The following is a 25,710-nucleotide window of genomic DNA, read 5'->3' as shown; positions in this document are numbered from 1 at the left end:
TTAAACTACCTTCTAACCTTTACTTAATAAATGAGTCTCTCACTCTATTCCAAAATGGAAACGGTCGAAAGCGCGCAAATTTTATTTTTTCTTCAGCTACTCGACACTGAATAGATTTTACATCTTTTTCAATGATTGAAAGATGATCAATTGTGATGTGATAATCTCCTTCACTTTGTGGTTTTAATAAACATGTGTGATGCTGTGGTAAAACTAGAGGTGAACCCACCGTTCGATAGATACGATTGTTAATCGATGCCATTTCAGCCATTTGAATTGAAGATATCGAAGGGTGTAATATTGCTCCTCCTAAAGCCTTATTATATGCTGTGCTTCCTGATGGTGTTGAAATACAAAGTCCATCCCCACGAAATGTTTCAAACATTTCACCTTTGATTTCAACATCCATAACTAAAGCTCCGACCACGCTTTTTACAGAACATTCATTTAGTGCCAAGTAACGTTCAGATTTTGTTGTATCATTATGTCTTACAATGACTTCAACTAAAGGATATTCCACAATTTTAAAAGGAGTCTTTGCAATATGGATCACCAATCGCTCAACCTCTTCAGGCTTCCAATCGGCATAAAACCCAAGATGTCCAGTATGAACTCCCACAAATGCAGTATCACTCAGGCGATGAGCGTAATGATGAAAAGCGTAGAGTAACGTTCCATCTCCGCCAACAGTAATCACCATGTCAGGGTTGTCAATATCGTAAACGAGATTAAATTCAAGTAGATAATTTTTTATTTTTTGCATCAAACCGTCGGACTTTTCATCCCCTCGGGAAGTAACTGCAAATTTCATTTCACTAGAACAACTCCTATTCGTTCATATGTAAATGCAAATTTTGAAAGCTTTAATAGGAACAAAGTACTTCATAGCTATAAATTTTCTTTTTTCCGTTCTATAAAAATTTAATGGTTTCTTTGCTCTTCTTCTTTTCTTCTAAAGCTAACTTGTGCCTCAAGTACTTCGCCACGAATTTGAGACATTTCTTCATCTAATTTAAACGCCGCTTCAGCCGCACTTTGTAAACGCTCAATAATATTTTCTGGAATTTCGCCACTATACTTATATAATAATGAATGCTCAATCGTCGCCCAAAAATTCATAGCCAAAGTCTTTATTTGTATTTCCACGAGGATCTTTTTTTCCCCTTCTATCGTATGCACTGGATATCTAATAACTAGATGATATGCTCGATATCCACTTCGCTTTTTCTCAGTAATATAATCTCTTTCTTCAATGATTTCAAAATCTTTTCTTGCACGAATTAATTCTACGACACTATCGATATCTTCAACAAATTGACACATTACTCTTACCCCGGCTAAGTCCTGCATTCGTGTTTCTAACTCATCTAAAGGGATATTTTTCCTTTTAGATTTGTCAATAATACTTGAAACCGGTTTAATTCTCCCCGTAACAAATTCAATTGGAGTATGTTTTGTAGAATACATGTTGTACTCCTTACGAATTCCCCTTAACTTAATCTTTAATTCTTCGACAGCTTGTTGATAAGGAGCAAAAAAAACATCCCAATTCATTTATCATATCACCTCTTATATATCTATGTATGTGAAACTTTGTCCAGTTTTTCCTCACCTTATTAAGATTATTAACTAAAGAACGTCTGATTAACAGCTTGTACCATTCTTTCACCATAATTGCTGTTTTCTTGAATGTTAGAAAGTAAATATGTAAATTCTTCTTGGAATTGAATAAATGGTATACGGTTTGTTTCATTAATTTGTAAAAATAAAGGTAACTCTTTTTTGGTAGCGGTATTTAGTTCATTCCAAAACTTTTCGGCAAAGCTCACATAAATAAAGTCATCCTCTACATCTAAAATATAGATAAATGACAAATGTTCTGAATCAGTTAACATCCGACCTTCAGGTTGAATTTTTTTATCTACTAAAAAATCGGATTGATCAACATATACCTTTCCTTCACGATCATCAAGTTGTATTTTTGTAACTTCAATTTTTTTCGCCATTCCTAAATCCTCCAATTAACTATTTACGCCCTTAGTGTATCATAAAATACATTTTTTCGATAATTAGAAAACTATCAATATTCGACAAATCGTAGTATGATTAAGAAAAGCGCAAGCGCCTTGGTCACGAGCGATAGGCACTGGAAGGCCTTTGACTGAAGCCGCTCTTTGGCTTCTGAAAAGGACTGAAGTGACCGAGCTCGTAGGCGCTGAAGCTAGACAGTTTCCAAGTTAGAAATTTATAAATTCTGATTATGTAAGAAAAGCGCAAGCGCCTTGGTCACGAGCAGCTGCTCCTGTGACACTCCGTTTGCTCAAGAGCAAAGCCGCTTCGTAGTAACCGAAAAGTGATGTAGTGAGGACCAAGATTGTACACGCTAAAGGTAGTCAGCTTTCAACTAAAAAAAAGCTAATAATCACTTCGACTTATTAGCATAGCAAAGAGGTTTTAAATAATGAAACAAGAAATCGAAATTGAATTTAAAAATATTGTCACAAAAGAAGATTTTTTTAAACTACTTTCTCATTTTTCTGTAAAAGAATCAGACTTAAAAAAACAAAAAAATTACTATTTTGATACCAATGATTTTAAGATAAAAGCTCACGGAAGTGCTCTTCGTATTAGAGAAAAACAAAATAAGTACACATTAACATTAAAGCAGCCACACAAAGTCGGACTATTAGAAACTCACCAAGACATAACAGATGAAGATGCCAATCGTTCCTTTAATGGAGAAGCATTACCTAAAGGGGCTGTCGCTACTCAACTTTATACATCTTTTCAAATTGACTTAAGCAAATGTAGGTATTTAGGATCTTTAATAACTAATCGAGCTGAAATTTCCTACCTTGGCGGAACACTGGTGTTTGATCATAGCATTTATTTAGGGGTAGAAGATTTCGAAATTGAGTATGAAGTAACCGACGAAGAAAAAGGAAAAGAAATTTTCTCGGGACTCTTTACCAATCTCCAAATTCCTATCAAAAAAACAGAAAACAAAATCAAACGATTCTTTTTAAGAAAAGCTGAATGCAAATAACTTTAGGTGGTGGAATCTTTGAAAGTCTCGACTAATTTTCAACATATGTTTGAGCTACAAGCAATTCGAAATATGCAGAAAAGTAACCAGCTTACTTCAACATCTTTTGAATCCTTGTTTTCAACCTTTCTAGAAGAAAAATTAGATAACCATATCAAACAAACGCTTCAAAACCTTAACGTTTCAAAGAAGCTAGATCCTTCACTTTCTTTATCAAACTTACATGGAACAAACAAAGTAAGCCTACTACCAATGGCTACAAAAGAACCACTACAAACTCTCACTACTACAGGTGAGGGAAAATACAACCATTATATTGAAGAAGCAGCGAAAAAATTTAATGTAGACCCTAAGTTAATTTATTCTGTTATAAAACATGAATCAAACTTTGATCCTAATGCAAGAAGTCACGCAGGAGCTCTCGGTTTAATGCAACTAATGCCTGCAACAGCTCGTGGTTTAAATGTTAATAATGTTTTCGATCCTAAAGAAAATATTGAAGGTGGAACAAAATATTTAAGACAAATGTTAGATCGCTATAATGGCGATGTGTCACTTGCTCTAGCCGCTTATAATGCTGGTCCAGGTAATGTCGATAAACATGGTGGAATACCACCTTTTAATGAAACAAGACGCTATGTACCAAAAGTGCTCAGTACTTACTTGAGTATCTGATGAAAATCCAACTCTCTTTTTAACAAAGAGAGTTTTTTTGTTTGATATTATTCTCCTTACCAACGGTATTTACTTAAAGGTAAAAGCTAATTATTTGCGATGAAGTCCCCCCCTTGCTAAAATAAGGCTACACACTACTTAAAGGAGACAACTTATGAGTGCACAGTCTAACAACCCATTTGAAGCAATAGGTGGTAAAGATGTAATAGATCAACTTGTCGAAAGCTTTTACAGCAAAGTACAGAAGCACCCACTCCTAACACCTATCTTCCCTGATGATTTAACCGAAACAGCTAGAGTACAAAAGCAGTTTTTAACACAGTTTCTCGGGGGACCTACTTTATATAGTGATGAACATGGACATCCTATGCTTAGAGCGAGACACATGCCTTTTCCGATCACGCCACAACGGGCCCACGCTTGGCTTCAATGTATGAATGAAGCAATGACTGATATAGGTCTTGAAGGTCCAGTTCGGGACTATGTCTTTGAGCGCTTAACACAAACTGCACATCACATGATTAATACTAGCACTTAAAGAATGAACGAAAAGGAGGGATCTACATTGTCTTTCAATGACTCTGACTCCAATTGCAATGACGAATTTGGGTTATGCGGATCTGATGAAGTGCATTTACAACCTATTAAACCTAAAAACAAACCATTAGAAATTTATACTTTTATAGACCCCCTCTGTCCAGAATGTTGGGCACTTGAGCCAATTCTTAAAAAGTTACAAACTTACTATTATCATTATTTTAAAATACGCTATGTAATTGGTGCAAAGTTACAGTGCTGTCAAAACAAAACGTCCAATAAAGAAAAAGCAAATGCATGGGAAAAAACAGCAAGTAGAACAGGAATGTCTTGTGATGGTGACATTTGGCTAGAAAACCCAATTTCGACCCCCTTTGCAGCTTCTATAGCTATTAAAGCATCAGAACTTCAAGGTAAGCAGATTGGTATGAAATACTTACGGAAACTACGTGAACTTATGTTTTTAGCCAAACAAAATATCGCTAAAGAAGAAGTCCTATTAGAGTGCGCTGAAAGTATCGAAGGCTTAGATCTAGTTGAATTTAAAAAGGACCTTCATTCAAGAGGAGCAATTAAAGCACTTCAATGCGATTTAAAAACAACAAAAGAAATGGGTGTAGAGTGTTTTCCAACACTTGTAGTGTTCAATAATAACGTGGAAGATGAAGGTCTCATGGTAAAAGGGTTATATAATTTTGACGTTTATGTGAAAGTCCTTGAAGAGATGTATCATGAAGAACTCATTCCTTCTCCATCTGTTTTTCTTGAAGATTTTTTAAAGTACCATAATTTTGTTGCCTCAAAGGAAATAGCAGTCGTTTATGATTTAACAATTGAAGAAGTTGAAAAGGAAATGAAGAAACTTGTATTGCGTCAAATCGTAGAGCGTGTCCCTGTTAAGTATGGAACGTTCTGGCGTTATGTTGGTGAGTTGTAATGACAAGGTGATACTAAGACAAAAAAACCTTATACGAATACACGCAAAAAGGCTAGGTTGGGGAGACCTAGCCTTCATTGCATTCATTAATTGTCAAGGTTTTCCGTACACAGTAATAAAAGGGATTAAAACTTTTAAAAGGGGTTTGTGATTTCATTCACATAAACTTAGGGGGAGTTATGTGATCTTGTTCACAATTATAATTTACCTCTTTTTTGTAAGAAATTCAACCATTTCGTGAAGTATTTCACAAAATATTCACGATTAACTTTTATGAATAACTCGTCCCTCCCTATCATAGGAATTTAGTAAGTTTTACTTTAGTAATAGGGGGTTACTGCCCTTTACGATTGAGATAAACAATATTTAGGGATGGTGAGACATTAGTGTATCAGGTCATGTTTTTTATTGGTCTTCTATTCACCTTCATAACTTTTGGAATTTTCATTTTAAGTTTATTGTATTTTATACCAATTTGGATAGCTGCACCACTATTATTACTTTCAATATTATTCACAGTACACTGTTATAATGAACGAAGACGTTTTCGTGGATTTTCATGAGAAGATTGAAAAATTAGTTGAAAAAAGACTGTCGGTATAAGCTTTTGGTTTCGTGCAAATGACGATCAAGCTCTTAACTAACAGTCTTTTTTCTATAATCAAAACTTAATTATCATACCAAATTAATAGAAGCCCAAGGTTACTTATCAAACAATAATTGTTCCATTTCATTTAGCGTTTTTTCAAACACTGTTAAGGCTTCCTTAATAGGATTTGAACTAGTCATATCTACACCAGCACGCTTTAATATTTCAATTGGATAATCTGAGCTACCAGCCTTTAAGAAATCTATATAACGAGTGACAGCTGAGTTTCCTTCCTCTAGAATTTGTTTTGATAGTGCTGTCGCAGCACTATATCCAGTTGCATATTGATAAACGTAGAAATTGTAATAAAAATGGGGAATCCTTGCCCATTCCATTGCAATCTCATCATCAAGAATAATGTTGTCACCAAAATATTTTTTATTTAATTCATAATATGTCTTCGAAAGTAATTCAGGAGTTAGCGGTTCTCCATTTCCAGCCTTCTCATGAATTAATTTCTCAAACTCTGCAAACATCGTTTGGCGGAATACCGTCCCTCTAAATCCCTCAAGGAAATGATTTAATAAGTATAGTTTCTTTTTCTTATCTTCTGTTACTTTTAATAAATAATCATTAAGTAACGCTTCATTGCAAGTTGAAGCAACTTCTGCTACAAAAATTGAATATCCAGAATAATGATATGGCTGAGTTTTTCTTGAGTAATAACTATGAACAGAATGACCGAATTCATGTGTTAACGTAAATAGATTATTTATGTTATTTTGCCAATTCATTAAAATGTAAGGCATTGTTCCATATGTTCCAGAAGAATAAGCTCCACTTCTTTTCCCAACATTTTCTTCTATATCAACCCAACGTTTTTCAAAGCCTTCTTTAATGATATTAACGTATTCTTCTCCAAGTGGCTCAACACCTTTTATTACAAGGTCCTTGGCTTCTTCATAAGTCACTTCCATTTTTACGTCCTTAATAATTGGCGTGTACAAATCATACATATGGATTTCATCTAGATCTAAAGCCTTTTTTCGTAGGGCAACGTAACGATGTAATAAGTGTAAATGATCATTAACTGTATCAACTAATTGGTCATAAACAACTTCAGGTATATTATTATTATCTAGGGCTGCTTGACGTGCCGATTGATAATTTCTCACATTAGCATTAAATAAATTTTTCTTTACATTTCCACTTAATGTACTAGCTAACGTATTTTTATATTTCTCATACGTTTCGTAAATCGCTTTAAACGCATCTTCTCTTACTCGACGATCACTGCTTTCCATGAAGCGTATAAAACGTCCATGAGTAACTTCTATCTCTTCTCCGTTTTCGTCTTTAATTGTAGGGAACTTTAGATCAGCATTGTTTAACATTCCAAATGTATTAGAAGAACTTGCTGTCACTTCACTTACCTGAGCTAATATTGCTTCCTCACTTTCAGATAACACATGTGGTCTCTGACGATTCGTTTCATCTAATGCGTGCTTGTAGATTTTCAAGTCATCATTCTCAGCGACGAATTGAGCAATTTTTTCTTCTGGTATACTTAATAATTCTGGAATAATGAACGATGAATAATTACTAAATTGTGTGGCTAGATTTGAAGCCCTGTCGTTTAAACCTTGATAAAACGAATTTGTTGTATCTGAGTCACTTTTTAAATGAGCATAAACATACAACTTCCCTAAGCGCATGCTTAACTCATTTTGATATTTTAAACATTGATATAACTGATCACTACTTATTTCTAATTTCCCTTTAAATTCTTGTATTTTAGGCATTTCAGACTTTAATTCATTAAATTCTTTTTCCCAAGCTTCATCAGTTGAAAAGATCGCTTCCACATCCCAAGTTCTTTCTACCGGGATCTCCTCACGCTTTGGAAGCTGTTTCGTTTTTGTTTGATCTGACATATAGTCGCACCTCCATATAGTACAAAAAACATACTGATTTAATATATATATTCTTCGTTACTTTATAGAATTAATCCTTTTTTCTCAGAAAAATATTACCATTACCGAAGTAATTATTTGGACTATTCTTTACTATTATTAATACAATTCGGTAAAACAAGTTATGAATCGAACGTAGGTTGCCGCTTCATTAATAGATAACAAATGGGGAGCGATTGGTGCGTGTTACCGACTTCTTATATTCAGTATAACTCCGGGCACGTTTCGCTTTCTCACGTGACTGCTATCACTCATTTCTTCTCTCATCGGGCACGAATATAATCATTACCTTTTTACTCTTCATCTCTCCTGTTGACACCAACGTTCATTTCTGTATCCTTGTTCAAAACGACTTTTAAATCCACTGAACATGTAGATTTTATACTTAAAATACGATTTTATCGCTAATTCAAATTACTCCAAGTTCTTCGTCTTTTTTTAATGCTTGTTCTAAATTTTTAGGGTATGCTATATCTCTCTTTTTAATAAATATTTGTCCGTCTTTCGTTATCAAAACATTCAATTTACATAAAAAGTGTAAATAGCATTGAAGAGCACAATTGTAACTTCCATTTTCAATCAAAGGCATCACTCGAATTCGAAATACACCTTTCTGTAATGCTGTGTTAAATGCACGCAATATTAATGTATAATGTATTTTTTCACCGACTTTTCTGTTGGTAACAAAAGTTTCTAATATCCAACTTTGCCATATATAGGTTGGAGATTCAATAAAATAGTAGAATGGAGTTGGTATACCTGCTTCAGAGGGAAATAAAATTAGGGGATGTCCTTTACGATAATATAAGTCTTTTACGTATTGTTCTGAATGAGTCAATCTTAATCGATGCTGTCGCCAATAGCTTTTTGAGTTTAGCCATATCTCTTTTGGAACGAATTGATGATAATCTTGAAAAATATCATAAAAATGAAAATTTCTAAGTGGATAAAATGTAGGAAAGGAAAAAGATCGATTAACTGATAGAGGAGAAATATTCGTTAATTTAGCAAATTGTTTATTTTGAGGACAAAAACTTAGCAGTTGGACAGCGTTATTCTTTGTTAGTGAGCGATACACAAAAAGAAAATGAAACGAATTAAGCTTAAAGAAATTATTTTTAATCCTAATTAATTGATTTCCTCCTAAAATCCATATAGGTATATAATTATATTTTCGGTAAGTATTTGTTCTTTTTAAAAAAATTTCTGGAGAAATTTTTGCACATTGAAATTCAATCACATAGGATTTTTTTTTGAAATGAACTAATAAATCTGGTCGTTGTTTCGCCTCTTTTATGTATGCTTCAAGATGAACATCAAAACCTTGATTTTTAAGCCATTCATATAGTAGCTTTTTCCCGTTTAAATGATATTCTGTTTCACCCTCCATTTCATCATGACAACGATCATTTTTCTTATGAGCAAAGTGCCAAGCAAGCTTTTCTCCTAATTTTAAAACGACTTCTTGTTTGCATACAGGGCATAAGAAGATTGTTTTTTCTCTTAATTTAATTAATTCTTGTTTACTAAAAGATTTATTTGCTAAGGAAAAAAGCGATCCCTGTTTTGTTAACGCTACTAGCAAAAAACATCACTCCATTTTACATAGTATAGTTTCTACTAGTTTATCAACTATTGAAATAGCAATCTACCCTAAGTTTGGACTTTATTACAGAAAATGAATATCTCATACCGATTTATTTCAAAAAAGTCCATTAAAAACTAGCATAGAAAGAAAAGCGCAAGCGCCGCAGCTCTAGACGTAATAAGCTGGACTGAGTCGAGTGAGATATAGGAGAGTCGAAAGTCGTTAGACTTTCGTTCTCGACTTATCGTAGACGAGACGAAGGAAGCTTTCTAGTCGATAGGGCGCTGAAGCTAGACAGTTTCCAAGTTAGAAATTTATTAATTCTGATTATGTAAAATATAGCTCTAGTTTCTTCTCAAAAAACTAGAGCATAGGTGATAATAACCTTGATGTAGACTCTACAATTCGGTTAAATATGGAACGTTTTTGGAACTGTTCATAACTTATGATCGTAGAATGTTCCATATCGTAGATATAATCACTAACAAGGGTATGGACACTTTTAGTTTTATATAAAAAGGCGTTTACTTCAAAGTTTAAATGAAAACTCCTCATATCCATATTCGCTGTTCCAATCGAAGCAATTTCACTATCAACAATTAGAATTTTACTATGCATAAATCCCCGATTGTATTCATAGACTTTGACCCCCGCCTCTAGTAGTTCAGGAAAATAAGAACGAGATGCATAAAAAACAATTTTTTTATCAGGTCGATTAGGAACTAGAATACGCACGTCTACACCACTTAACGCTGCTATTTTCAAAGCAGAAAGGATATCGTCATCTGGAATAAAATAGGGTGATGCGACCCAAATTGATTTTTTTGCAGAAGTAATCATAGAGAAAAATAACTTTTTGATTACTTCCCAGCGCGTATCTGGTCCACTAGCAATCATTTGTACTCCACCTAAACGTTCTACATTCGGCAGATCTGGAGACAGATAACTCTGCTTCAACAAGGTTTCTTTTGTCATATAATACCAGTCACGCAAAAAAATAAGCTGCAGTGAACGAACAGCTTCACCTTTTACAAATAAATGAGTGTCGCGCCAATGACCGAAGTATTGGTTTTTACCTAAATATTCATCTCCGATATTCAGGCCCCCAACAAAAGCAATTTGGGCATCTACCACTATAATTTTACGGTGATTTCGGTAATTTATTTTATGGTTTAGTAATGGCATTTTAACAGGAGCAAATGGTACCATTTTTACTCCTGCCTCTTTTAACTGATCAATGTAGGTTTTGGGTAATTGAAAGCAGCCGACTGCATCATAAAGAAAACGAACATTAACTCCTTCTTTCGCCTTCTTAATTAATATATTTTTTATCTCATTTCCAATCTCATCACTTCTAACGATGTAATATTCCATATGAATATGATTTGTAGCATCGTTTATCGCCTTTAATATGTGGGTAAACGTTTCTTTCCCATCTGTTAAAACTTTTGTTTCCGTTGAAAAAGATATAGGATTGTTGGCTAACCGATGGGCAAGTCGAAATAGGAGCTGTTGATCTTCACCCATTTTACCTAATTCATTCTCATTTAATGGTTTATTTCCTTCAATTAAGTGTAGAGCTTGTTCATCCAAAATCGCTTTTTCCGTAAATGTCTTCATTTTACGATGATTTTGACCAAACATTAAATAAAAGAAGAAACCTAAAACTGGAAAAACAGCAAGAACCATTAACCATGTTACAGTTCTTGATGGATGACGATTTTCTAAAAAGATTACAATTGCAATAAAGAATGCAGATAGTGAAAAAAGTATACTTACTCCCCCAACTATCCAACCTTCCCAGTAATCTTTCGTTAAGTATAGAACGATCCCAATAATTAATAAAAACAATAGTATTTGAAGTTTCTTTTTCATAATCTTTACCTTCCTTATAAATATTAAAAATACATTTATTACTATGAAGGTAACAAAAAAAGCACAAGCGGATTTGTCATGAGCGAGAATCAATAGAATACTTTCCTAAACTCACTTTAGTCTTCTAAAAAGATACCGTGGCCAAACTAGCAAGCATTGGAGCTGGCCGTATTCTCAATTCACTCATTAGAAAACGTAGTCCCTTATTTTTAATAAAAAAGAAAAAAAGGGGACGCTTCCTAAATTTTAGTGAAAATAATGAAATTTCATTATCATTGTGTTCACATTTTCTTTAGAGGAAGTGCCTGACCCTTTCTTTAAAAGTCAGTTCTATTTTTTATCAAACTTTTTACGTAACTCTTGTAATGATTCGTCTGCTATGATTTCCTTGCCATACTCTTGGATACGGTGAATCGTAATTTCTGACTCATAGCCAAACTCTAAAATTTGACTTAGTATATCGTCTTGCTCATCTTCTGGAAATTCATCAGTAAACATAACAAACAAATAATATTTATTTTCAAAGTGATAAAGAGCATTATTAAACCCTCTTACTTCTATATGATGACTTAATGAAATTATGTCTTCAAAATCATCAAAGCCAATAACAAGATCTAATAATTCTGGCTCCTCATCTTCTTGAAGATCTTTATTGTTTACAAAATTCTCATCAAGCATATCTTCAATATTTTCATCTACAGGTAAGTTAGTTTGGTCATTAGAAACAGGTATTTCTAATCTCACGTTACCGTCAGTTATTTGGCCTCTAGTAACGATAATTTCTAAACCCCTATCAAGAGCTTGAACTTGGATCCACAAAGGACCTTCTAACTCAAAATTTCCCTGGTCATTAGCTTCATTAATCATTTCGAAAAATAGTTCCTCGCCTCGTTCACGATTATACCAAATTTCCTCTCGATCAAAGCCGCGATTTTCTATGTCCTTATACGTGATAAAAAACTTGATTGTTGACTCATTCAGTCTTTCTATCTCCATAATTCTACTCTCCCTTCTTGCAAATTTAAATGACGGAAGGGACATGCTTTTCCCCTAGAGAGCGCACAGCTTAACCCTATCCCAATTACTTTCCTTTTAAAAGGATGTTCCAAAAACAAGTATACTTATACAACCTTCCGGCTCTATTCTCATCTTATTTTCAACACATTTTATATTAGTACAAATGAAGCAATTCCTTTTCATATATTATACTTCTATTCTATGATAAATCAATTCAGAATGGAAATTATATGCGATGCAAAAATTACATTATTTCTTTAGAATAAGAAAAGTCTTCGCGCCATAATGATCCAAGCAACCTAAAGTGTAGACACTGAATCTTAACAGCTATTTTCAAACTTTTTTTTTGCTTCCTTAAAAAAAAGGAATGAAATCAAGTATAAAGTGATATGTTTAGTTAATAAGTTGTCCTTTTATTTTAACATTTATTTACTCAATTTATAAGTGTTATACTTGTTCTTTATTCATTTAAGAGATTAGAGGTGTGTCCATGAGCCTACAAATGGATTTTATTATTCCATTATTAACGATTATTGGTATTGATATTGTTTTAGGTGGAGACAACGCTATCGTTGTTGCTCTTGCCTGCCGTAATTTACCCGAAAAAATTAGACATAAAGCTATTGTACTAGGAATTATGTTTGCAATCATTGCGAGAATAACACTTACTCTAGTTGCCGTTTACCTGTTAAAAATACCAATGCTTATGGCAATTGGAGGAGCTTTATTACTTTATATTTCTTATCATTTATTAATTGATACAAATGATGATCGTGATATCCAAGGCAAATCAACGGTATTCGCTGCTATCAAAACAATTATTGTAGCTGATATTGTTATGGGGTTTGACAATGTAATAGCTGTAGCAGGGGCTGCTCACGGGAATAAAGCATTAGTAATCATTGGTTTATTAGTATCAGTACCAATTATCATTTGGGGTAGTCGGATTATTTTATTTGCGATGCAACGTTTTCCAATTATTATTTATTTCGGAGCTGGCATCCTAGCATTTACCGCTACAAAGATGATCGCTCATGAGCCAATGTTAGCTCCATTGTTTAATAGCCACCCCACCTTCGCATCCCTTATGCAAACATTAATCATAATTTTAATCATGTGTATCGGTTGGCTATCAAAACGAATGAAAAGCAATATTGAATGGATAAAAAAGTAATTTAAAATTAGAAACAATTTAATACAATGTTCAATACGTCGGTTTAAACGAAAATGGCAGACTAATCGTCTGCCATTTTGCTTTTATATATATTCTACTCGTTAACTGCTCTTTGAGCTTCTTGTAAGAAGAATGTACGAACTTTACGTGGTAAAAACCTTCTTATTTCTGCTTCATTATATCCTACTTGTAATCGTTTTTCATCGATTAGTATCGGACGACGCAATAAACCTGGATTTTCACTTACAATCTTAAAAAGTTGTTGTAATGATAATGACTCTACTTCAACATTTAATTCTTGAAACACCTTTGAACGAGTTGAAATAATTTCATCTGTACCGTCTTCAGTCATGCGAACTACTTCTTTTACCTCATCAATCGTTAAAGGTTCAGCAAAGATATTCCTCTCAACAAATTCAATATTATGCTCCTCTAACCAAGCCTTCGCTTTTCTACAAGATGTACAACTTGGGGATGTAAATAGTGTAACCATTATTCAATTCTCCCTTCTATTTATCTATATCTTTTCTTCTAATTCTCAATTAAAAGTAAAAACACACTGTTAGTTGATAATCAAATTATACAATAATTATTCTAATTTGAATACCCTTCTAACAAAAAAAATAAACAAAATTTATACAACTTGTACATAGTGTTAACCTATCACTCTAAAATCTGTCATTAATTTCAAATATGAATTACTCATGTAATGTAGCATGTAGACCGCTAATCTAAATACTTTTCGCCTTTAGATTTTTTTCAAGAAAAAGGTGCCCCTATACAAATCATAGGACACCATCTTTTTCTTATGCTGTTGTCTTAGATTGAGAAAGTGGTTTTCTCCCTGGAAGCGGTTGCCAACCGGGAAATTTCTTTTTTAATAAATCTTTCCAAATTTCTCTTTTCTTTTTTCGTTTCTTCTCTCTCCCTTTCATAATAAGCACCTTCCCTTATTTTAATATTAATCATAGAGAGCAAAGACAAATTAAATTAAGAATGTTCCTCATCGAAGGAAAGAACTTCATCAACTTTTTGATAAGCTTCACCGTACAATTGTTTATCTTTGTACGTGTGAATAGTTTCGTACGTTTCTTTCATCTTCTCATAAATGGTTTCTTCGTCGTCATTTTCTGGCGACCAATAAAGGATCTCCAAATCCGTTATTTCTTTCGTTGCTAAGGATCTACGACGATAACCAATGGATTTAGCATGATGAAAGCCTTCTCTTTCATAGAAATTAAAACGCTTCTTTGTGTCTGTGTCTTCATAGGTAACAGGTTCTACTTCAAGTATTATTGGTTTTTGTTTTGCTTTTAAATTATCTAATAATTTTTTTCCTAATCCTTGGCCTCTAGCATTTTTTGATACAAACAAATAATCAATAAAGATAAAGTCATCCATTTCTACATACATCATAACATGATTAGGACCTTCATCTTTGTGATAAATATCTCCCTTTTCTTTTAATAACAGCTCTATATGCTCTTTTGATTTCATCTCTTCAATAGGGAAATATTGATTCAGCTTTTCATACCAATTCATGGTTACCTCCAAGTAGCTTATACTTTTTAATAACATGTCTTCACTTATTAGTATATGCTTTTTTTAATAATTGTTAAACTAAGTTTATTGATTTGTACTTAGTAAAAAATGACTAATTTTGTTTTAATATGTTAAATGTTACTCAAGAGATATAAAGCTGAACTTCAATCAGTGGGGGTTTTCCTTCATCCCCCACTGATTGTTAGTTCAACTTATACCACGGGCATAAGAATAACTAATCATCAGCTTCACTGATGAAAGTTATTCTATATCGGACCTTTAGGGGCAGTTTATCCCCCACCTAAACTTCTCGATTTTCTTACGTTTTGAGGTGGGGGTCTTACTTGCCCCTTAAGTGTGGGATAAAAAAGGATCGTAATTGCTTTTATAGCCAACTACCACCCTTTAATTTCGTTTACCTTTTAATCCATTTTATAATTTACATTTGGTGTGTAGCGATTACCAGCATTCCATAACAAAAACTCATTGATCCCATTTTCATATAGAGCCCGGATTTGTGCTTCTACTTCCTCTTTTCCGTAAACCCGGTAGTTACCAGCACCTAAGTAGGAAGCTGTAAAGTCTTGGATCCACGGCCTTGAAACAGGGGGATTTTCCAACTTCCCAAGAACATGATTTTCTACTTTGGCATATTCTGTAACTAGTTCATACGGATGCAAATCAGGTTTTGAGATGCCAAAATACGAAGTCCAGTGACTAGGATAAATCATTGATGAAATAACATCAACATTTTGTGAGATCCTTGAAAAATTTTGACCAATTCCTGGTGCCTCAGTAATTGTTGCTGAATATCCAAAAATGTCAACCGAAACATCTACACCATATGGCTGCAGTTTCTCTCGTGCATAAGCGACAAAATCAGTTACAGCATCAACCCGCTTTTGGACATTATCTCGATCACCATCATTATATTCTCCTACATCATACGTTAACATTTCATCTCTTCGTTCAAAGCCTTCTGGAAACCTTACGTAATCAAATTGAATCTCTTTAAATCCAAGTTGAGCTGCTTTCTCAGCAATAGCAACATTATAATCCCAAACCTCTTTTAGAAATGGATTGACGAATGCTTCACCTCTTCCGTTTTTCCACACCTTTCCATTTTGTACAAATGATAGATCAGGGCGCTTCTCTGCTAAGACTGTGTCTTTAAAAACAACTATGCGGGCAATAGGGTAAATTTCGTGTTCTTCGAGACGCTTCATTAGTTTCTCTGTATCTTTAATATAGCGTTGACTGATGTTTAAATACGGTGAATTTGAATCGGGAGTATACGTTAAATAACCATGATCATCCTTAATGTCTATAACCATTGCATTAAGGTCTGTATTATCAATTAAGTCAATTAATGTTTCAAACCTTGCACCACCAGCTGAATGGCCAGTAACATAAATACCACGGACAGCATCTGGATATTCAAAGTGATATCCTGATTGGAAAAGAAACCTTGACATCGGTTCTGGAATTTCCTTTTGACGTAATTCAGTTAATTTATTTGCATGCTCTACGACTGTTTTTTCTACAGTTGCATAAGTAAAACTTCCAGTTCCTAACAACGATACGAAAAATAATATTGTAAATATCTTCAGTAAATTCTTCCCCATATTTACATACCTCAATTCCTTTTCTATTAATCTTCGTCTTTTACATCAATGTCAGTAGGTAATTCTTGTAATTGTTCTTCTTTCCATAATCTGATTTGTTTTTCAATATTTTCTAGAGTTTTCTTAAAATGCTCTTTATTCACTAGATATTGCTCCCCATCATGCACTGCCCTAATATTTCCAACTTTTATTTGCTGAAAAACGTAGTCTGGTGATAAGTGCAAATAATCAGCCAGTTCTTTTACTGTAACATACAACCTAATCCCTCCCCATTTTCTCAGCTTTAAAGTTCCTTATATATTAGGATTATACAATTGTTCGTAATGAATACCAACAAGTTCATCGTAAAATAGTGACATTTAATGACAAGCTACAACCACTTTCATTATCATTTTTCCCGTTTATTATCAAAGTGCCCCCTTAACTTCTTTCCAATTTCAAAATACCTCTTATTTTGTCACTTGCATTCATCATCCAACATATGTATAATAGTAAAAATTTATATTTTTGGTGTAAGAAAATTTAAGGAGGAGATCATGATGAGAGACATTACATTGCTGACTATTTTTGACCATCGTATTACACAGAAGTATATTAAAAGATCTGGTATGGCACACGCCATTGCGGCTGCTTATCATGCATTTACCCTCTCAAAACAATATAATGTAAATTCTGATTTAGCGACTAAAGCAGCTTTTCTGCATGACATAGGACACTATACATGGTACCGAGATGGTAAATGGGATTATGAGTTATACAAGAAAAATGACATTCATGCTATAAAAGGTGCAGAACGTGCTCATAAGTTATTAATTAGGTTAGGTGAACATCCAGCAAAGGCAAAAAAAATCGCTTTAGCTATTTTATTACACACTGACTCTTACTTACCAGATGGACAGCTTAGTTTAGATCCTCTTCAAAAAGTTGTTGCTTTAGCTGATGAAATGGATGAGGAACCAAATGGGAACCACCATTATCGAAAAGTTGATGATGAAAAGGCGCGATTGTTAATTATAAAATTAGATGAACAAATTGACAATGAACTATATCAACAAGATAATCAAATTGCATCTTTGTAATGAACAATTGATATTGTTCATTACCTATAGGTTTGAAAGCCCAATTCCCTGATCAAGTGCGATTTATTCTAAATGCACTTTGTGTCCCAGGATCACAAAACACTTTTGACCTAACAGCTAACAATTGTATAACATTGAAAAAGGAGAAAAACTTACGTATAGAAAGTTCTTCTCCTTTATTATTTTGTATAAATGATAATGATATATAGCGATTGACGATTTTCATTTTCCGTGGTACATTTATTCCAACAAAAGAATAAGCCCAAAAAGGGGAGTAGCGACCAACTGGTTAATGAATCGTCATTTCAGTGATTATATCACTCGGTTCATTAAGCTTTGTGTTTTCGACAAAGTACGCAAGACCTTTTTATGAAAATGCTTTAGATTCCTAAAGCATTTTCATAAAAGGGTCTTTTTCTTTTTCGAAATTTCAGGAGGCGACAACTCATGGTATTTTTACTCTTTTTCATTGCAGCAATATTTACAGTATTATCAGCAATCAAACTTTCCACTTATGCAGACGTTTTAAGTGAAAGAACTTCATTAGGAGGAATGTTAGTCGGAACAATCTTTTTAGCAGGAGCTACTTCTTTGCCTGAAGTGACAACGACCTTGACCGCAATTGTAGGTTTAAAAAACACTGACCTCGCTGTCGGTAGTGTTTTAGGTAGCAACATGTTTAACCTTTTAATTATTGCGGCTTTCGATCTGTACTATCGTAAAAACCAAATTTTCAAAAGTGCTTCACATAGCCATGTTTATACCATCAGTGTTGGCATGCTTCTATCTTGTCTTATCTTTCTTGCTTTAACTTTAAAACTACCTTACTCAATTTTAGGCATTGGTTTCGATACGATTATTCTTATCATCATTTATGCCAGTGGAATGTATCTCATTTCTAAAAAAGTAACCAACTTTGAAGATGAAGACGAAGACAAGGATGGCGTTTCTCAAACGTCAGCAATTTCATTAAAAAAAGCAATCATAGGGTTTATTATTGCAGCGTTTGTTATCTTAATTTCAGGTTCACTTTTATCAATAACCGGCGATAGAATTGCCATTGTTACAGGACTAGGTTCAAGTTTTGTTGGTAGTTTCTTAATTGCAGCTTCAACTTCATTACCAGAAGCAGTAGCAGTGTTAATTGCCATCCAATTACGGAACTATAATCTAGCGATTGGCTCCATTTTAGGTAGTAACTTATTTAACATTTTAATTTTAATAGGATCTGATGTTTTCTATCGTCCAGCTTCAATTTTATCAGCAGCATCATCCGTACACAGTATTACTGCAATAGCTACGTTTTTATTAAGTGTCATAATATTATATTCATTACTTCGTTCAAAAGTGCAAAAGAATCAAACTGTTTATTGGTTACCTTCGGCTGTACTTATATTTTTCTATTTCGTATCAAGTTTTCTAATTTTCATAAACTAATAGAAAACGAGGCTGCTAGAGTAGCCTCGTTCTTCATATCACTAAATCATTGATTATTCTTGTTTAATAACCCCTGTAAAAACGGGTGATCTAATAACATCTCCATTGTCACAATCCCATTTAATCGCTCTACAATTTTTCCATTTTCATCTATAAATATCGTAGTGGGTATTCCGATTAACTGGTAATCCTTCATAACTTTACCGTCTCCATCAAACAAAACTTCATATTTTACTTCAAAATGATTAAGGAACCTTCGAACGTCGTCTACATTCCTTTCTTCTTTCGTAACATTTATTCCCAAAAGAACTAACTTTTCATCGTCAATTTTCTTATCTAATTGTACAAGCGTTGGCATTTCTTCTTGACAAGGAGAACACCAAGTCGCAAAAAAATTAATAATCACTTTTTTCCCTCGAAAGTCTGATAGAGATACCTTTTCACCGACACTATTTAAAAGCTGAAAATCCTCGGCAATATTTCCTTTGTAAACACCTTGTTGTTTAGAGGTGATCGTTTCTAGATCCAACCTTTTTAATACTGAATCCGAACGTTCATAGCTAAAAGCTAAAAAAAGAAAAATAAAAGAAAAAATTGCTAAATATATTAAATTCTTTTTAAAAATCATCTTTTACACCACCTTAATAATTTTAGTTGACCAGGCCATCGACATAGTACATATATATGCACATATCACTGAACCATTACGTAATCATTCTTTCAGTCATAACACAAGATTGCTTTTTTATATTTTGTTTTATATAATTAGAAAAACTTGGCTTTTCTAATTACAAGGAGTAAGTTTTTCAAAAACATGGGAATTATAAAAATACTTAAATTCCCTAACGCGATTGTGATTATTTGGAATTTATATACTTTGCGATGATGAAGAATAGTATATATTGTTAAACTCTTAGAGAGTCTGTGATGGTGGGAAACAGATAGTAACGCAATATAGAATGGGCTTTTGAGCAACCGAACCGAACCAATAATGTTTGTAAGTAGGCCTCGGCGTTTTGTCCTTAACGTTATCAAGGACTTCGTATCGCTTCAACAGCTGTACGGTTTTAAGTGATTCTAACTAAGTTAGAATAATTAGGGTGGTACCGCGGTCCATTCGTCCCTATCTTTTCGGGATGAATGGGCTTTTTTTATTGTCATTTTTATTTAAAGAAGGGAAGTAAGACGATGAAAACGATTTTTTCAGGCATTCAGCCAAGTGGAACTTTAACACTTGGAAATTATTTAGGAGCAATGAAACATTTTGTAGAACTTCAAAATGATAATCACTGTTATTTTTGTATAGTTGATGAGCATGCCATCACAGTTCCACAAGATCCACTTCAACTTCGCAAAAATATCAGAAGCTTGGCAGCTCTCTATATTGCAGCTGGAATTGACCCAACCAAATCAACTTTATTTATCCAATCAGAAGTAAGTGCCCACACCCAATTAGGTTGGATTATGCAGTGTGTCTCCTACATTGGTGAATTAGAGCGAATGACACAGTTTAAAGATAAATCTGATGGAAAAGAAGCTGTATCTAGTGCACTTTTAACGTATCCACCATTAATGGCAGCTGACATTTTACTTTATAATACAGACATCGTGCCAGTGGGAGAGGATCAAAAGCAACATTTAGAATTAACACGCGATCTAGCAGAACGCTTTAATAAAAAGTACAATGACATCTTTACAATTCCAGAAGTACGCATTCCAAAGGTAGGCGCAAGAATTATGTCATTAACTGATCCAACTAAGAAAATGAGTAAGTCAAATCCAAATCCGAAAAGTTATATTTCAATGTTAGATGATGAAAAAACGATCATGAAAAAAATCAAAAGTGCTGTAACCGATTCTGATGGAATTGTTAACTACGACAAAGAAAATAAACCAGCTATTTCAAATCTACTCAGTATCTTTTCTCTTTGTTCAGGCAAGTCCATTGAAGAATTAGAAAATGAGTTTAAAGGGAAAGGCTACGGTGAATTTAAACAAGCGTTAGGTGAAGCTGTTATTGAGACATTAAAGCCTATCCATGACCGTTACCATGAAATCATTAATTCCGAAGAACTTGATCATTATTTAGATTTGGGAGCTGAAAAAGCTAATAAAGTCGCCTCTAAAACATTGGCGAAAGCAAAAAGAGCCATGGGTTTAGGTAGAAAAAGGTAATAATTTTCCTCTATACTAGCCTTTATAAAGCAAAAAATAACAGGAGCTCTTTGCTCCTGTTATTTTACACTTTCAGCATGTTGAAGCTCCCATAATTTTTCAAAAAAGGAGTGTCCTTTTATCATTCTTTCACATAGGTGATAATGCTGGCTTGTCCAGCCCATCTTCACCTCATTAAAGAGTTTCTCCCACGCTTCTTCAAAACACATTTGTTGAATACTTTCATAGTTATTTGGTGACCACTCTGTGAGCCAATAACGGACTTCCGAAACATTACAAGTTGAATATAGCTGATCTAGCGCCATAAATAACAGCTGTTTTAATTGACGTTCTTTCCGGATCAACCCACTCATCAACCTAGGATCAGGTGATAAAATATGATGCTCCTTTGGTAAATCAATATACTCAACGTAGTAATCATTTACATGTTCATTCATGGCTAATTCGAGTACGGTTTCTTCTTGTCTAGGCATTAACCTACTTTTTCTTATCGGAGTTTTATAACCTAACGTATCGACTGCCAAGACTTTTCTTCCATCTGTTACAATGAAACAATAATCTAGTTGTAATCGTTGATTGTTTTTCCTTTGATAACTCTGTTGATAAACATCATCTAATAACTGTTCAGGTAATTCTGCCAAGTTGTTTTCTATGTAGTCGAAAATGTTGCTTGTTACTTTTATTACAATAACAGAATCTAATAGCTCAATCTTATCTTCTTTCCTCCACTCAAAAAACTCGCAGATATTGTAACCATTTTCTTCTCCTTCAAACCAATTGATCCATACATCCCGAATGTGGACCATCAGAAAGCCCCCTTACTCTTTGAATGTTCGTACCAACAGTATAGGCATTCATTAGGAAATTTATTCCATGGTGAAGGGAAATGCAAGGAAATTTTTCACTATTTTCTTTAATTACGCCTAGAAGAAGGCCCATAAATACTAATGATAATCATGACTAAACCAATGATAAAGAGATGTAGTTCTACTCTCATCCCAATGAACTTCAGATAATATACGAAGGAATACCCAGCTGTTAATAAGTTTAAATACGCAATCATGCTTATACCACCTATTACAGCAAGTCCAAAGCCAACAAGTAATATGAAGAAACGAATAATCATAACTTGTCCCACCATAGAAACTTTTGTTGAAACTTTCCCACGGGAATCCTCCCTTCTGACTAATATTTTTACTACTATATTAGTACTTCTTCTAAAGTTAGAAAAATCCTGTTAAAAATAAGGTATTTCCATAAAAACTTGTATTAAAAAAGAAGTCTAAAAAGAATTCTAGACTCCTCTTACTGAAATGTATGATCAAATTCTGATGTAGATAAAATCTCTTTAGAATCCTTTTTTAATAATTCACTCATTCGTATTCCTTTGTTTCTCGCCAAATAAGCTTTTACAATTTCATAGCCAATACAATAACCAAACCATTTAGGGTATTTACGTGATGTTTGACCGCCTAATAAAATAGGGTCATGATTTTGTTTACCTTTTACGTTTAATAAGTTTTTTACTCTTTGCCAATATGGATATAGTTCTTTTTTATTATATAAAGATACCCAAGGTGCTAATGCACTTTTTCCCACTGTCTTTTCTACCGCTACTTCCGCCATACCTTCAATAACCATCGAATCGAGTAATGTTAACTGATCAAAGTCTTTGTTTAACGACGAAAGGCGGCATACATGGTTATATTCATGAGTAAGAAGCGCATCTATTTGTTCTACTGAAAGATTTTTGGATAAAAATAAAACTATAACATTGTGGAAACTAATTCCTGTTTTCCCATTCAAGTCTTTCATTATTATTTCATTTCTCTTTTCAACCGGAAAAAGATAAATTGTAGCTTCTTCTCCCTGCCAATCACTTTTTAAGCGTTCATAATGAATTTGAAGTAACTTCCATATTTTCTTTTTTTCAAACCCATTAATTTCTTCTAATATTTTAGCATCAGGAAAGAACATTCCATTGTCTAAAAAGTATTTATGCAACTGAATAGAATGGTACTCTTCGAAATGATCAGCTACAGGATCACACAAAAGTTCTCGTTGCAATTGAAAATATAGCTTTGTTGGTGTTTCTTTTCTCTTTCTTACAAATTCCTTTAATAGTTCATTAGTTTGCACAACACTCAAAGTCTAGACACCTCCTACATATCCTACTACTTATAGTTATGTTTGATTTTGAAAGGTGCTACTTTTTAATAGGAGTTGCACACGTATCATTTTTAGTCACCACTTGAACTAAAATTTAAAGCTAATTTTGTTTTCCTTATCATCCCAAATGAGAGTAGCATTAAATGTTTTGTCTCCTTTTTTAAAACCTTTTAATACTCCTGTTTCACCTTTTGTTAATAAATTTTTGACAGTTGTTTCAGATAGTTTCTTTCCTAAAATTGTTTTGGATAAAATAAATTTACAAGAAGTTTGTTTATAATTTCCGCAACCATAAAAATTTCCCTTATCAACTAAATCTCCATCACAAAGCTTACACTTCCCGATTACTTTTCCGAGAGTAAACTTTGATTTAGAGTTTTTTTTCACTTCATATTCAAGTCCTTGAAAATTCCATTTCACTGAATTTTGTGTAGCGTCTTCAACAATTTTGGCTGTTAACTTTTTCGTTTGTTCCATAAAAGTAACTGGAGAAGCCGCTCCTTGACCTATTTCCCCTAAACGCTGCTCCCATTTTGCGGTCATTTCAGGAGAAGCTAAAATAGCACCACCAATTGCATCAATAAGAATTCGTGCTTTTTTTGTTGCAAACACTTGATTTTTGACTACCTCTATATATTGCCTGTCTTTTAACATAGTAATGATACCAGCCCGAGTTGCTTCTGTACCTAACCCCTCTGTTTTGTTTAAAACTTTTTCTAATTCTTCATTATCTATAAATTTCCCTGCTGTTTTCATCAACGTAATTAACTGTCCTTCGGTATACCGCTTAGGTGGTTGTGTTTTTCCAGCCTTTACATGAACACTCTTAACAAAACCAGTCTCTCCCTCCTCTAAAATAGGTAAAATGACATCCGTATCATCTTGTTGCTTATATAAAACTTTTCTCCAACCTTCATTTATTTGCTGCTTTCCTTTTGAAATAAACTGTGCCCGTTTGTCTACCAAGGTAATAATTGTTGTATAGTCAAATTGTGACGAATCGTAATGGGCTGCAATAAGACGACGTATGACTAAATCATAAATTTTTGCTTCGTCTGTTGGTAATTTAGTAGGATCTTTTACTTGTTCAGTAGGAATAATCGCATAGTGATCTGTTACCTTTTTTTCGTTTACGAAGCGTTTATTATTAGCAATCGACTTTTTCGGAACCGGGAAGAGCGATGAATATTCTTTAAAATCACTTAGCTTTTCTAATATATATGGAAACGTTTCCGCTTCCCCTTTTGTAACATAATTTGAATCTGATCTTGGATAAGATACAATTCCTTTTTGATAAAGCTTTTGTAATACATCTAATGTCTTTTTTGGGGGAAATTTATATATGTTATTAGCGGTAGCCTGAAGTGCTGATAAATTAAATAATAAAGGAGGCTCAAACTTTTTTCGTTCTTTTTCAGCATGGACTATTTCTGCCGTTTTTCCTTCACAGAACAGCGCTATTTTTTGGGCCATTTCTTCTTCTTCAATTCTTGATTGATTCTCTTTATACCATTTTCCTTCATAATGCTTTCCATCCATTGTAAAAGTAGCAATTACTTCCCAAAATGGCTTAGATTCAAAACCTTCAATTTCCTTCTCTCTTTTTACAATTAAAGCTAACGTAGGCGTTTGAACTCTTCCTGCTGAAAAAACATCACTAATACCTTTTTCCTTTAATAAGATAGAAAATACTCTTGAGGCATTCATTCCTACTAGCCAATCGGCACATGCACGAGTATATGCTTCATAATACAAATTTCTTGTTTTTTCTTCTGTTAATAAACTATCAAAACCTTCTAGAACTGCTTTTTGAGTTAACGAAGAAATCCATAAACGTTTCATTGGTTTATGAATCCCGATCATTTGTATAATACTACGAATAATTAATTCTCCTTCTCGCCCCGCATCTCCACCATGAATAATTTCTGTTACCTCTTTTTTTTGTAACAATTTTTTAATGATTTGATATTGCTTATTTTTTGACCTTACGACCTCATACTGAAATTTATCAGGAATCATAGGTAAATTTAATAATGTCCATTTTTTCCAACTTGGAAAATAATTTTCTGGAGCCGAAAGCTGTAATAAGTGACCAACGGCCCAAGTGCAATATCCACCGTTAGGAAACCATTTATTTGGCTCGATAATTAAATAACCATCTTGTTTTTTCGTTTTAAATTGTGATACTAATGCTTTTGCTTGATCAGGCTTTTCAGCTATAAGTAATTTCATTGCTAATCTCCTCATTATCATAAGTCCATACCTATTTTAC

The 25,710-nt window shown here is 33.6% G+C and carries 25 protein-coding genes and 1 other annotated feature; of the genes, 8 read left to right on the top strand and 17 right to left on the bottom strand.

Annotated features, from left to right (window positions below; all coding sequences use genetic code 11):
- Nucleotides 1-19: 19 nt before the first annotated feature.
- The 3 genes from BKP45_RS13135 to BKP45_RS13125 all read right to left on the bottom strand — a co-directional run bounded on the left by BKP45_RS13135 (nucleotide 20) and on the right by BKP45_RS13125 (nucleotide 2,006).
- Nucleotides 20-811, bottom strand: a complete 792-nt coding sequence (locus BKP45_RS13135) for an NAD kinase (RefSeq protein ID WP_071311000.1) — start codon at nucleotides 809-811, stop codon at nucleotides 20-22.
- Between the two features lie 110 nt (nucleotides 812-921).
- Entirely contained in the window at nucleotides 922-1,554 is a 633-nt protein-coding gene (locus tag BKP45_RS13130; RefSeq protein WP_071390111.1) for a GTP pyrophosphokinase, read from the bottom strand.
- A gap of 71 nt (nucleotides 1,555-1,625) precedes the next feature.
- Nucleotides 1,626-2,006: a UPF0738 family protein gene (locus tag BKP45_RS13125; protein WP_071390110.1), complete on the bottom strand. Its 381-nt coding sequence runs from the start codon at nucleotides 2,004-2,006 to the stop codon at nucleotides 1,626-1,628.
- A 455-nt stretch (nucleotides 2,007-2,461) separates the two neighbouring features.
- On the opposite strand from BKP45_RS13125, the gene BKP45_RS13120 reads away from it, so the two are divergent.
- From BKP45_RS13120 to BKP45_RS13105, 4 genes are all read left to right on the top strand, one after another.
- Nucleotides 2,462-3,046 carry a CYTH domain-containing protein gene (locus BKP45_RS13120; RefSeq protein ID WP_071390109.1) on the top strand — a complete coding sequence of 195 codons (585 nt, stop codon included), beginning with the start codon at nucleotides 2,462-2,464 and terminating at the stop codon, nucleotides 3,044-3,046.
- Nucleotides 3,047-3,064: 18 nt separating this feature from the next.
- Nucleotides 3,065-3,721 (top strand): lytic transglycosylase domain-containing protein, encoded by a 657-nt coding sequence (locus tag BKP45_RS13115; protein ID WP_245747462.1) that lies wholly within the window; start codon nucleotides 3,065-3,067, stop codon nucleotides 3,719-3,721.
- Between the two features lie 154 nt (nucleotides 3,722-3,875).
- Complete coding sequence (locus tag BKP45_RS13110) at nucleotides 3,876-4,259, top strand: globin domain-containing protein (protein ID WP_071390108.1); 384 nt, start codon at nucleotides 3,876-3,878, stop codon at nucleotides 4,257-4,259.
- Between the two features lie 27 nt (nucleotides 4,260-4,286).
- Nucleotides 4,287-5,195, top strand: coding sequence for a ClpXP adapter SpxH family protein (locus BKP45_RS13105; protein ID WP_071390107.1), 909 nt, complete (start codon nucleotides 4,287-4,289; stop codon nucleotides 5,193-5,195).
- 702 nt (nucleotides 5,196-5,897) lie between these two features.
- Here the strand turns inward: BKP45_RS13105 and pepF are convergent.
- The 4 genes from pepF to mecA form a co-directional block, all read right to left on the bottom strand.
- The gene (pepF, locus tag BKP45_RS13100) at nucleotides 5,898-7,718 is read right to left on the bottom strand and encodes an oligoendopeptidase F (RefSeq protein ID WP_071390106.1); all 1,821 of its coding nucleotides are present in this window, start codon (nucleotides 7,716-7,718) and stop codon (nucleotides 5,898-5,900) included.
- A gap of 448 nt (nucleotides 7,719-8,166) precedes the next feature.
- The gene (locus tag BKP45_RS13095; protein ID WP_071390105.1) at nucleotides 8,167-9,342 is read right to left on the bottom strand and encodes a competence protein CoiA; all 1,176 of its coding nucleotides are present in this window, start codon (nucleotides 9,340-9,342) and stop codon (nucleotides 8,167-8,169) included.
- Nucleotides 9,343-9,708: 366 nt separating this feature from the next.
- Nucleotides 9,709-11,220, bottom strand: a complete 1,512-nt coding sequence (gene cls, locus BKP45_RS13090) for a cardiolipin synthase (RefSeq protein ID WP_071390104.1) — start codon at nucleotides 11,218-11,220, stop codon at nucleotides 9,709-9,711.
- Between the two features lie 330 nt (nucleotides 11,221-11,550).
- Nucleotides 11,551-12,216, bottom strand: a complete 666-nt coding sequence (mecA, locus tag BKP45_RS13085; RefSeq protein WP_071390103.1) for an adaptor protein MecA — start codon at nucleotides 12,214-12,216, stop codon at nucleotides 11,551-11,553.
- Nucleotides 12,217-12,727: 511 nt separating this feature from the next.
- Between mecA and BKP45_RS13080 the strand changes: the two genes are divergently transcribed.
- The gene (locus BKP45_RS13080; protein ID WP_071390102.1) at nucleotides 12,728-13,411 is read left to right on the top strand and encodes a TerC family protein; all 684 of its coding nucleotides are present in this window, start codon (nucleotides 12,728-12,730) and stop codon (nucleotides 13,409-13,411) included.
- Between the two features lie 94 nt (nucleotides 13,412-13,505).
- On the opposite strand, the gene spxA is transcribed toward BKP45_RS13080, so the two are convergent.
- The 5 genes from spxA to BKP45_RS13060 form a co-directional block, all read right to left on the bottom strand.
- Entirely contained in the window at nucleotides 13,506-13,904 is a 399-nt protein-coding gene (gene spxA / locus BKP45_RS13075) for a transcriptional regulator SpxA (protein ID WP_071390101.1), read from the bottom strand.
- Between the two features lie 313 nt (nucleotides 13,905-14,217).
- Nucleotides 14,218-14,346, bottom strand: a complete 129-nt coding sequence (locus BKP45_RS23335) for a hypothetical protein (protein ID WP_281243166.1) — start codon at nucleotides 14,344-14,346, stop codon at nucleotides 14,218-14,220.
- A 55-nt stretch (nucleotides 14,347-14,401) separates the two neighbouring features.
- Nucleotides 14,402-14,953, bottom strand: coding sequence for a GNAT family N-acetyltransferase (locus tag BKP45_RS13070; protein ID WP_071390100.1), 552 nt, complete (start codon nucleotides 14,951-14,953; stop codon nucleotides 14,402-14,404).
- Between the two features lie 422 nt (nucleotides 14,954-15,375).
- Nucleotides 15,376-16,578, bottom strand: coding sequence for a putative glycoside hydrolase (locus BKP45_RS13065; RefSeq protein WP_071390099.1), 1,203 nt, complete (start codon nucleotides 16,576-16,578; stop codon nucleotides 15,376-15,378).
- A gap of 26 nt (nucleotides 16,579-16,604) precedes the next feature.
- Nucleotides 16,605-16,835 (bottom strand): excisionase family DNA-binding protein, encoded by a 231-nt coding sequence (locus tag BKP45_RS13060; protein ID WP_071390098.1) that lies wholly within the window; start codon nucleotides 16,833-16,835, stop codon nucleotides 16,605-16,607.
- 282 nt (nucleotides 16,836-17,117) lie between these two features.
- Between BKP45_RS13060 and BKP45_RS13055 the strand changes: the two genes are divergently transcribed.
- On the top strand, nucleotides 17,118-17,657 hold the full coding sequence (locus tag BKP45_RS13055; RefSeq protein WP_071390097.1) for an HD domain-containing protein: 540 nt from the start codon (nucleotides 17,118-17,120) through the stop codon (nucleotides 17,655-17,657).
- 447 nt (nucleotides 17,658-18,104) lie between these two features.
- Nucleotides 18,105-19,094 (top strand): sodium:calcium antiporter, encoded by a 990-nt coding sequence (locus BKP45_RS13050; RefSeq protein WP_071390096.1) that lies wholly within the window; start codon nucleotides 18,105-18,107, stop codon nucleotides 19,092-19,094.
- Nucleotides 19,095-19,140: 46 nt separating this feature from the next.
- On the opposite strand, the gene BKP45_RS13045 is transcribed toward BKP45_RS13050, so the two are convergent.
- Entirely contained in the window at nucleotides 19,141-19,722 is a 582-nt protein-coding gene (locus BKP45_RS13045; RefSeq protein ID WP_071390095.1) for a TlpA disulfide reductase family protein, read from the bottom strand.
- A gap of 245 nt (nucleotides 19,723-19,967) precedes the next feature.
- Nucleotides 19,968-20,222 (top strand) — a binding site (T-box leader).
- 60 nt (nucleotides 20,223-20,282) lie between these two features.
- Between BKP45_RS13045 and trpS the strand changes: the two genes are divergently transcribed.
- On the top strand, nucleotides 20,283-21,269 hold the full coding sequence (gene trpS / locus BKP45_RS13040) for a tryptophan--tRNA ligase (protein WP_071390094.1): 987 nt from the start codon (nucleotides 20,283-20,285) through the stop codon (nucleotides 21,267-21,269).
- Between the two features lie 59 nt (nucleotides 21,270-21,328).
- On the opposite strand, the gene BKP45_RS13035 is transcribed toward trpS, so the two are convergent.
- From BKP45_RS13035 to BKP45_RS13020, 4 genes are all read right to left on the bottom strand, one after another.
- Nucleotides 21,329-22,075: a YjbA family protein gene (locus tag BKP45_RS13035; RefSeq protein ID WP_071390093.1), complete on the bottom strand. Its 747-nt coding sequence runs from the start codon at nucleotides 22,073-22,075 to the stop codon at nucleotides 21,329-21,331.
- A 107-nt stretch (nucleotides 22,076-22,182) separates the two neighbouring features.
- A complete protein-coding gene (locus BKP45_RS13030) occupies nucleotides 22,183-22,395 on the bottom strand; it encodes a hypothetical protein (protein WP_084787927.1) in 213 nt (70 codons plus the stop codon).
- Nucleotides 22,396-22,574: 179 nt separating this feature from the next.
- The gene (locus BKP45_RS13025) at nucleotides 22,575-23,408 is read right to left on the bottom strand and encodes a DUF2268 domain-containing protein (RefSeq protein WP_245747482.1); all 834 of its coding nucleotides are present in this window, start codon (nucleotides 23,406-23,408) and stop codon (nucleotides 22,575-22,577) included.
- Between the two features lie 117 nt (nucleotides 23,409-23,525).
- Nucleotides 23,526-25,670: a DNA topoisomerase III gene (locus tag BKP45_RS13020; protein ID WP_071390091.1), complete on the bottom strand. Its 2,145-nt coding sequence runs from the start codon at nucleotides 25,668-25,670 to the stop codon at nucleotides 23,526-23,528.
- Nucleotides 25,671-25,710 lie beyond the last annotated feature (40 nt).

Source organism: Anaerobacillus alkalidiazotrophicus, assembly GCF_001866055.1.
This window is presented reverse-complemented; position numbering and strand designations above follow the sequence as displayed.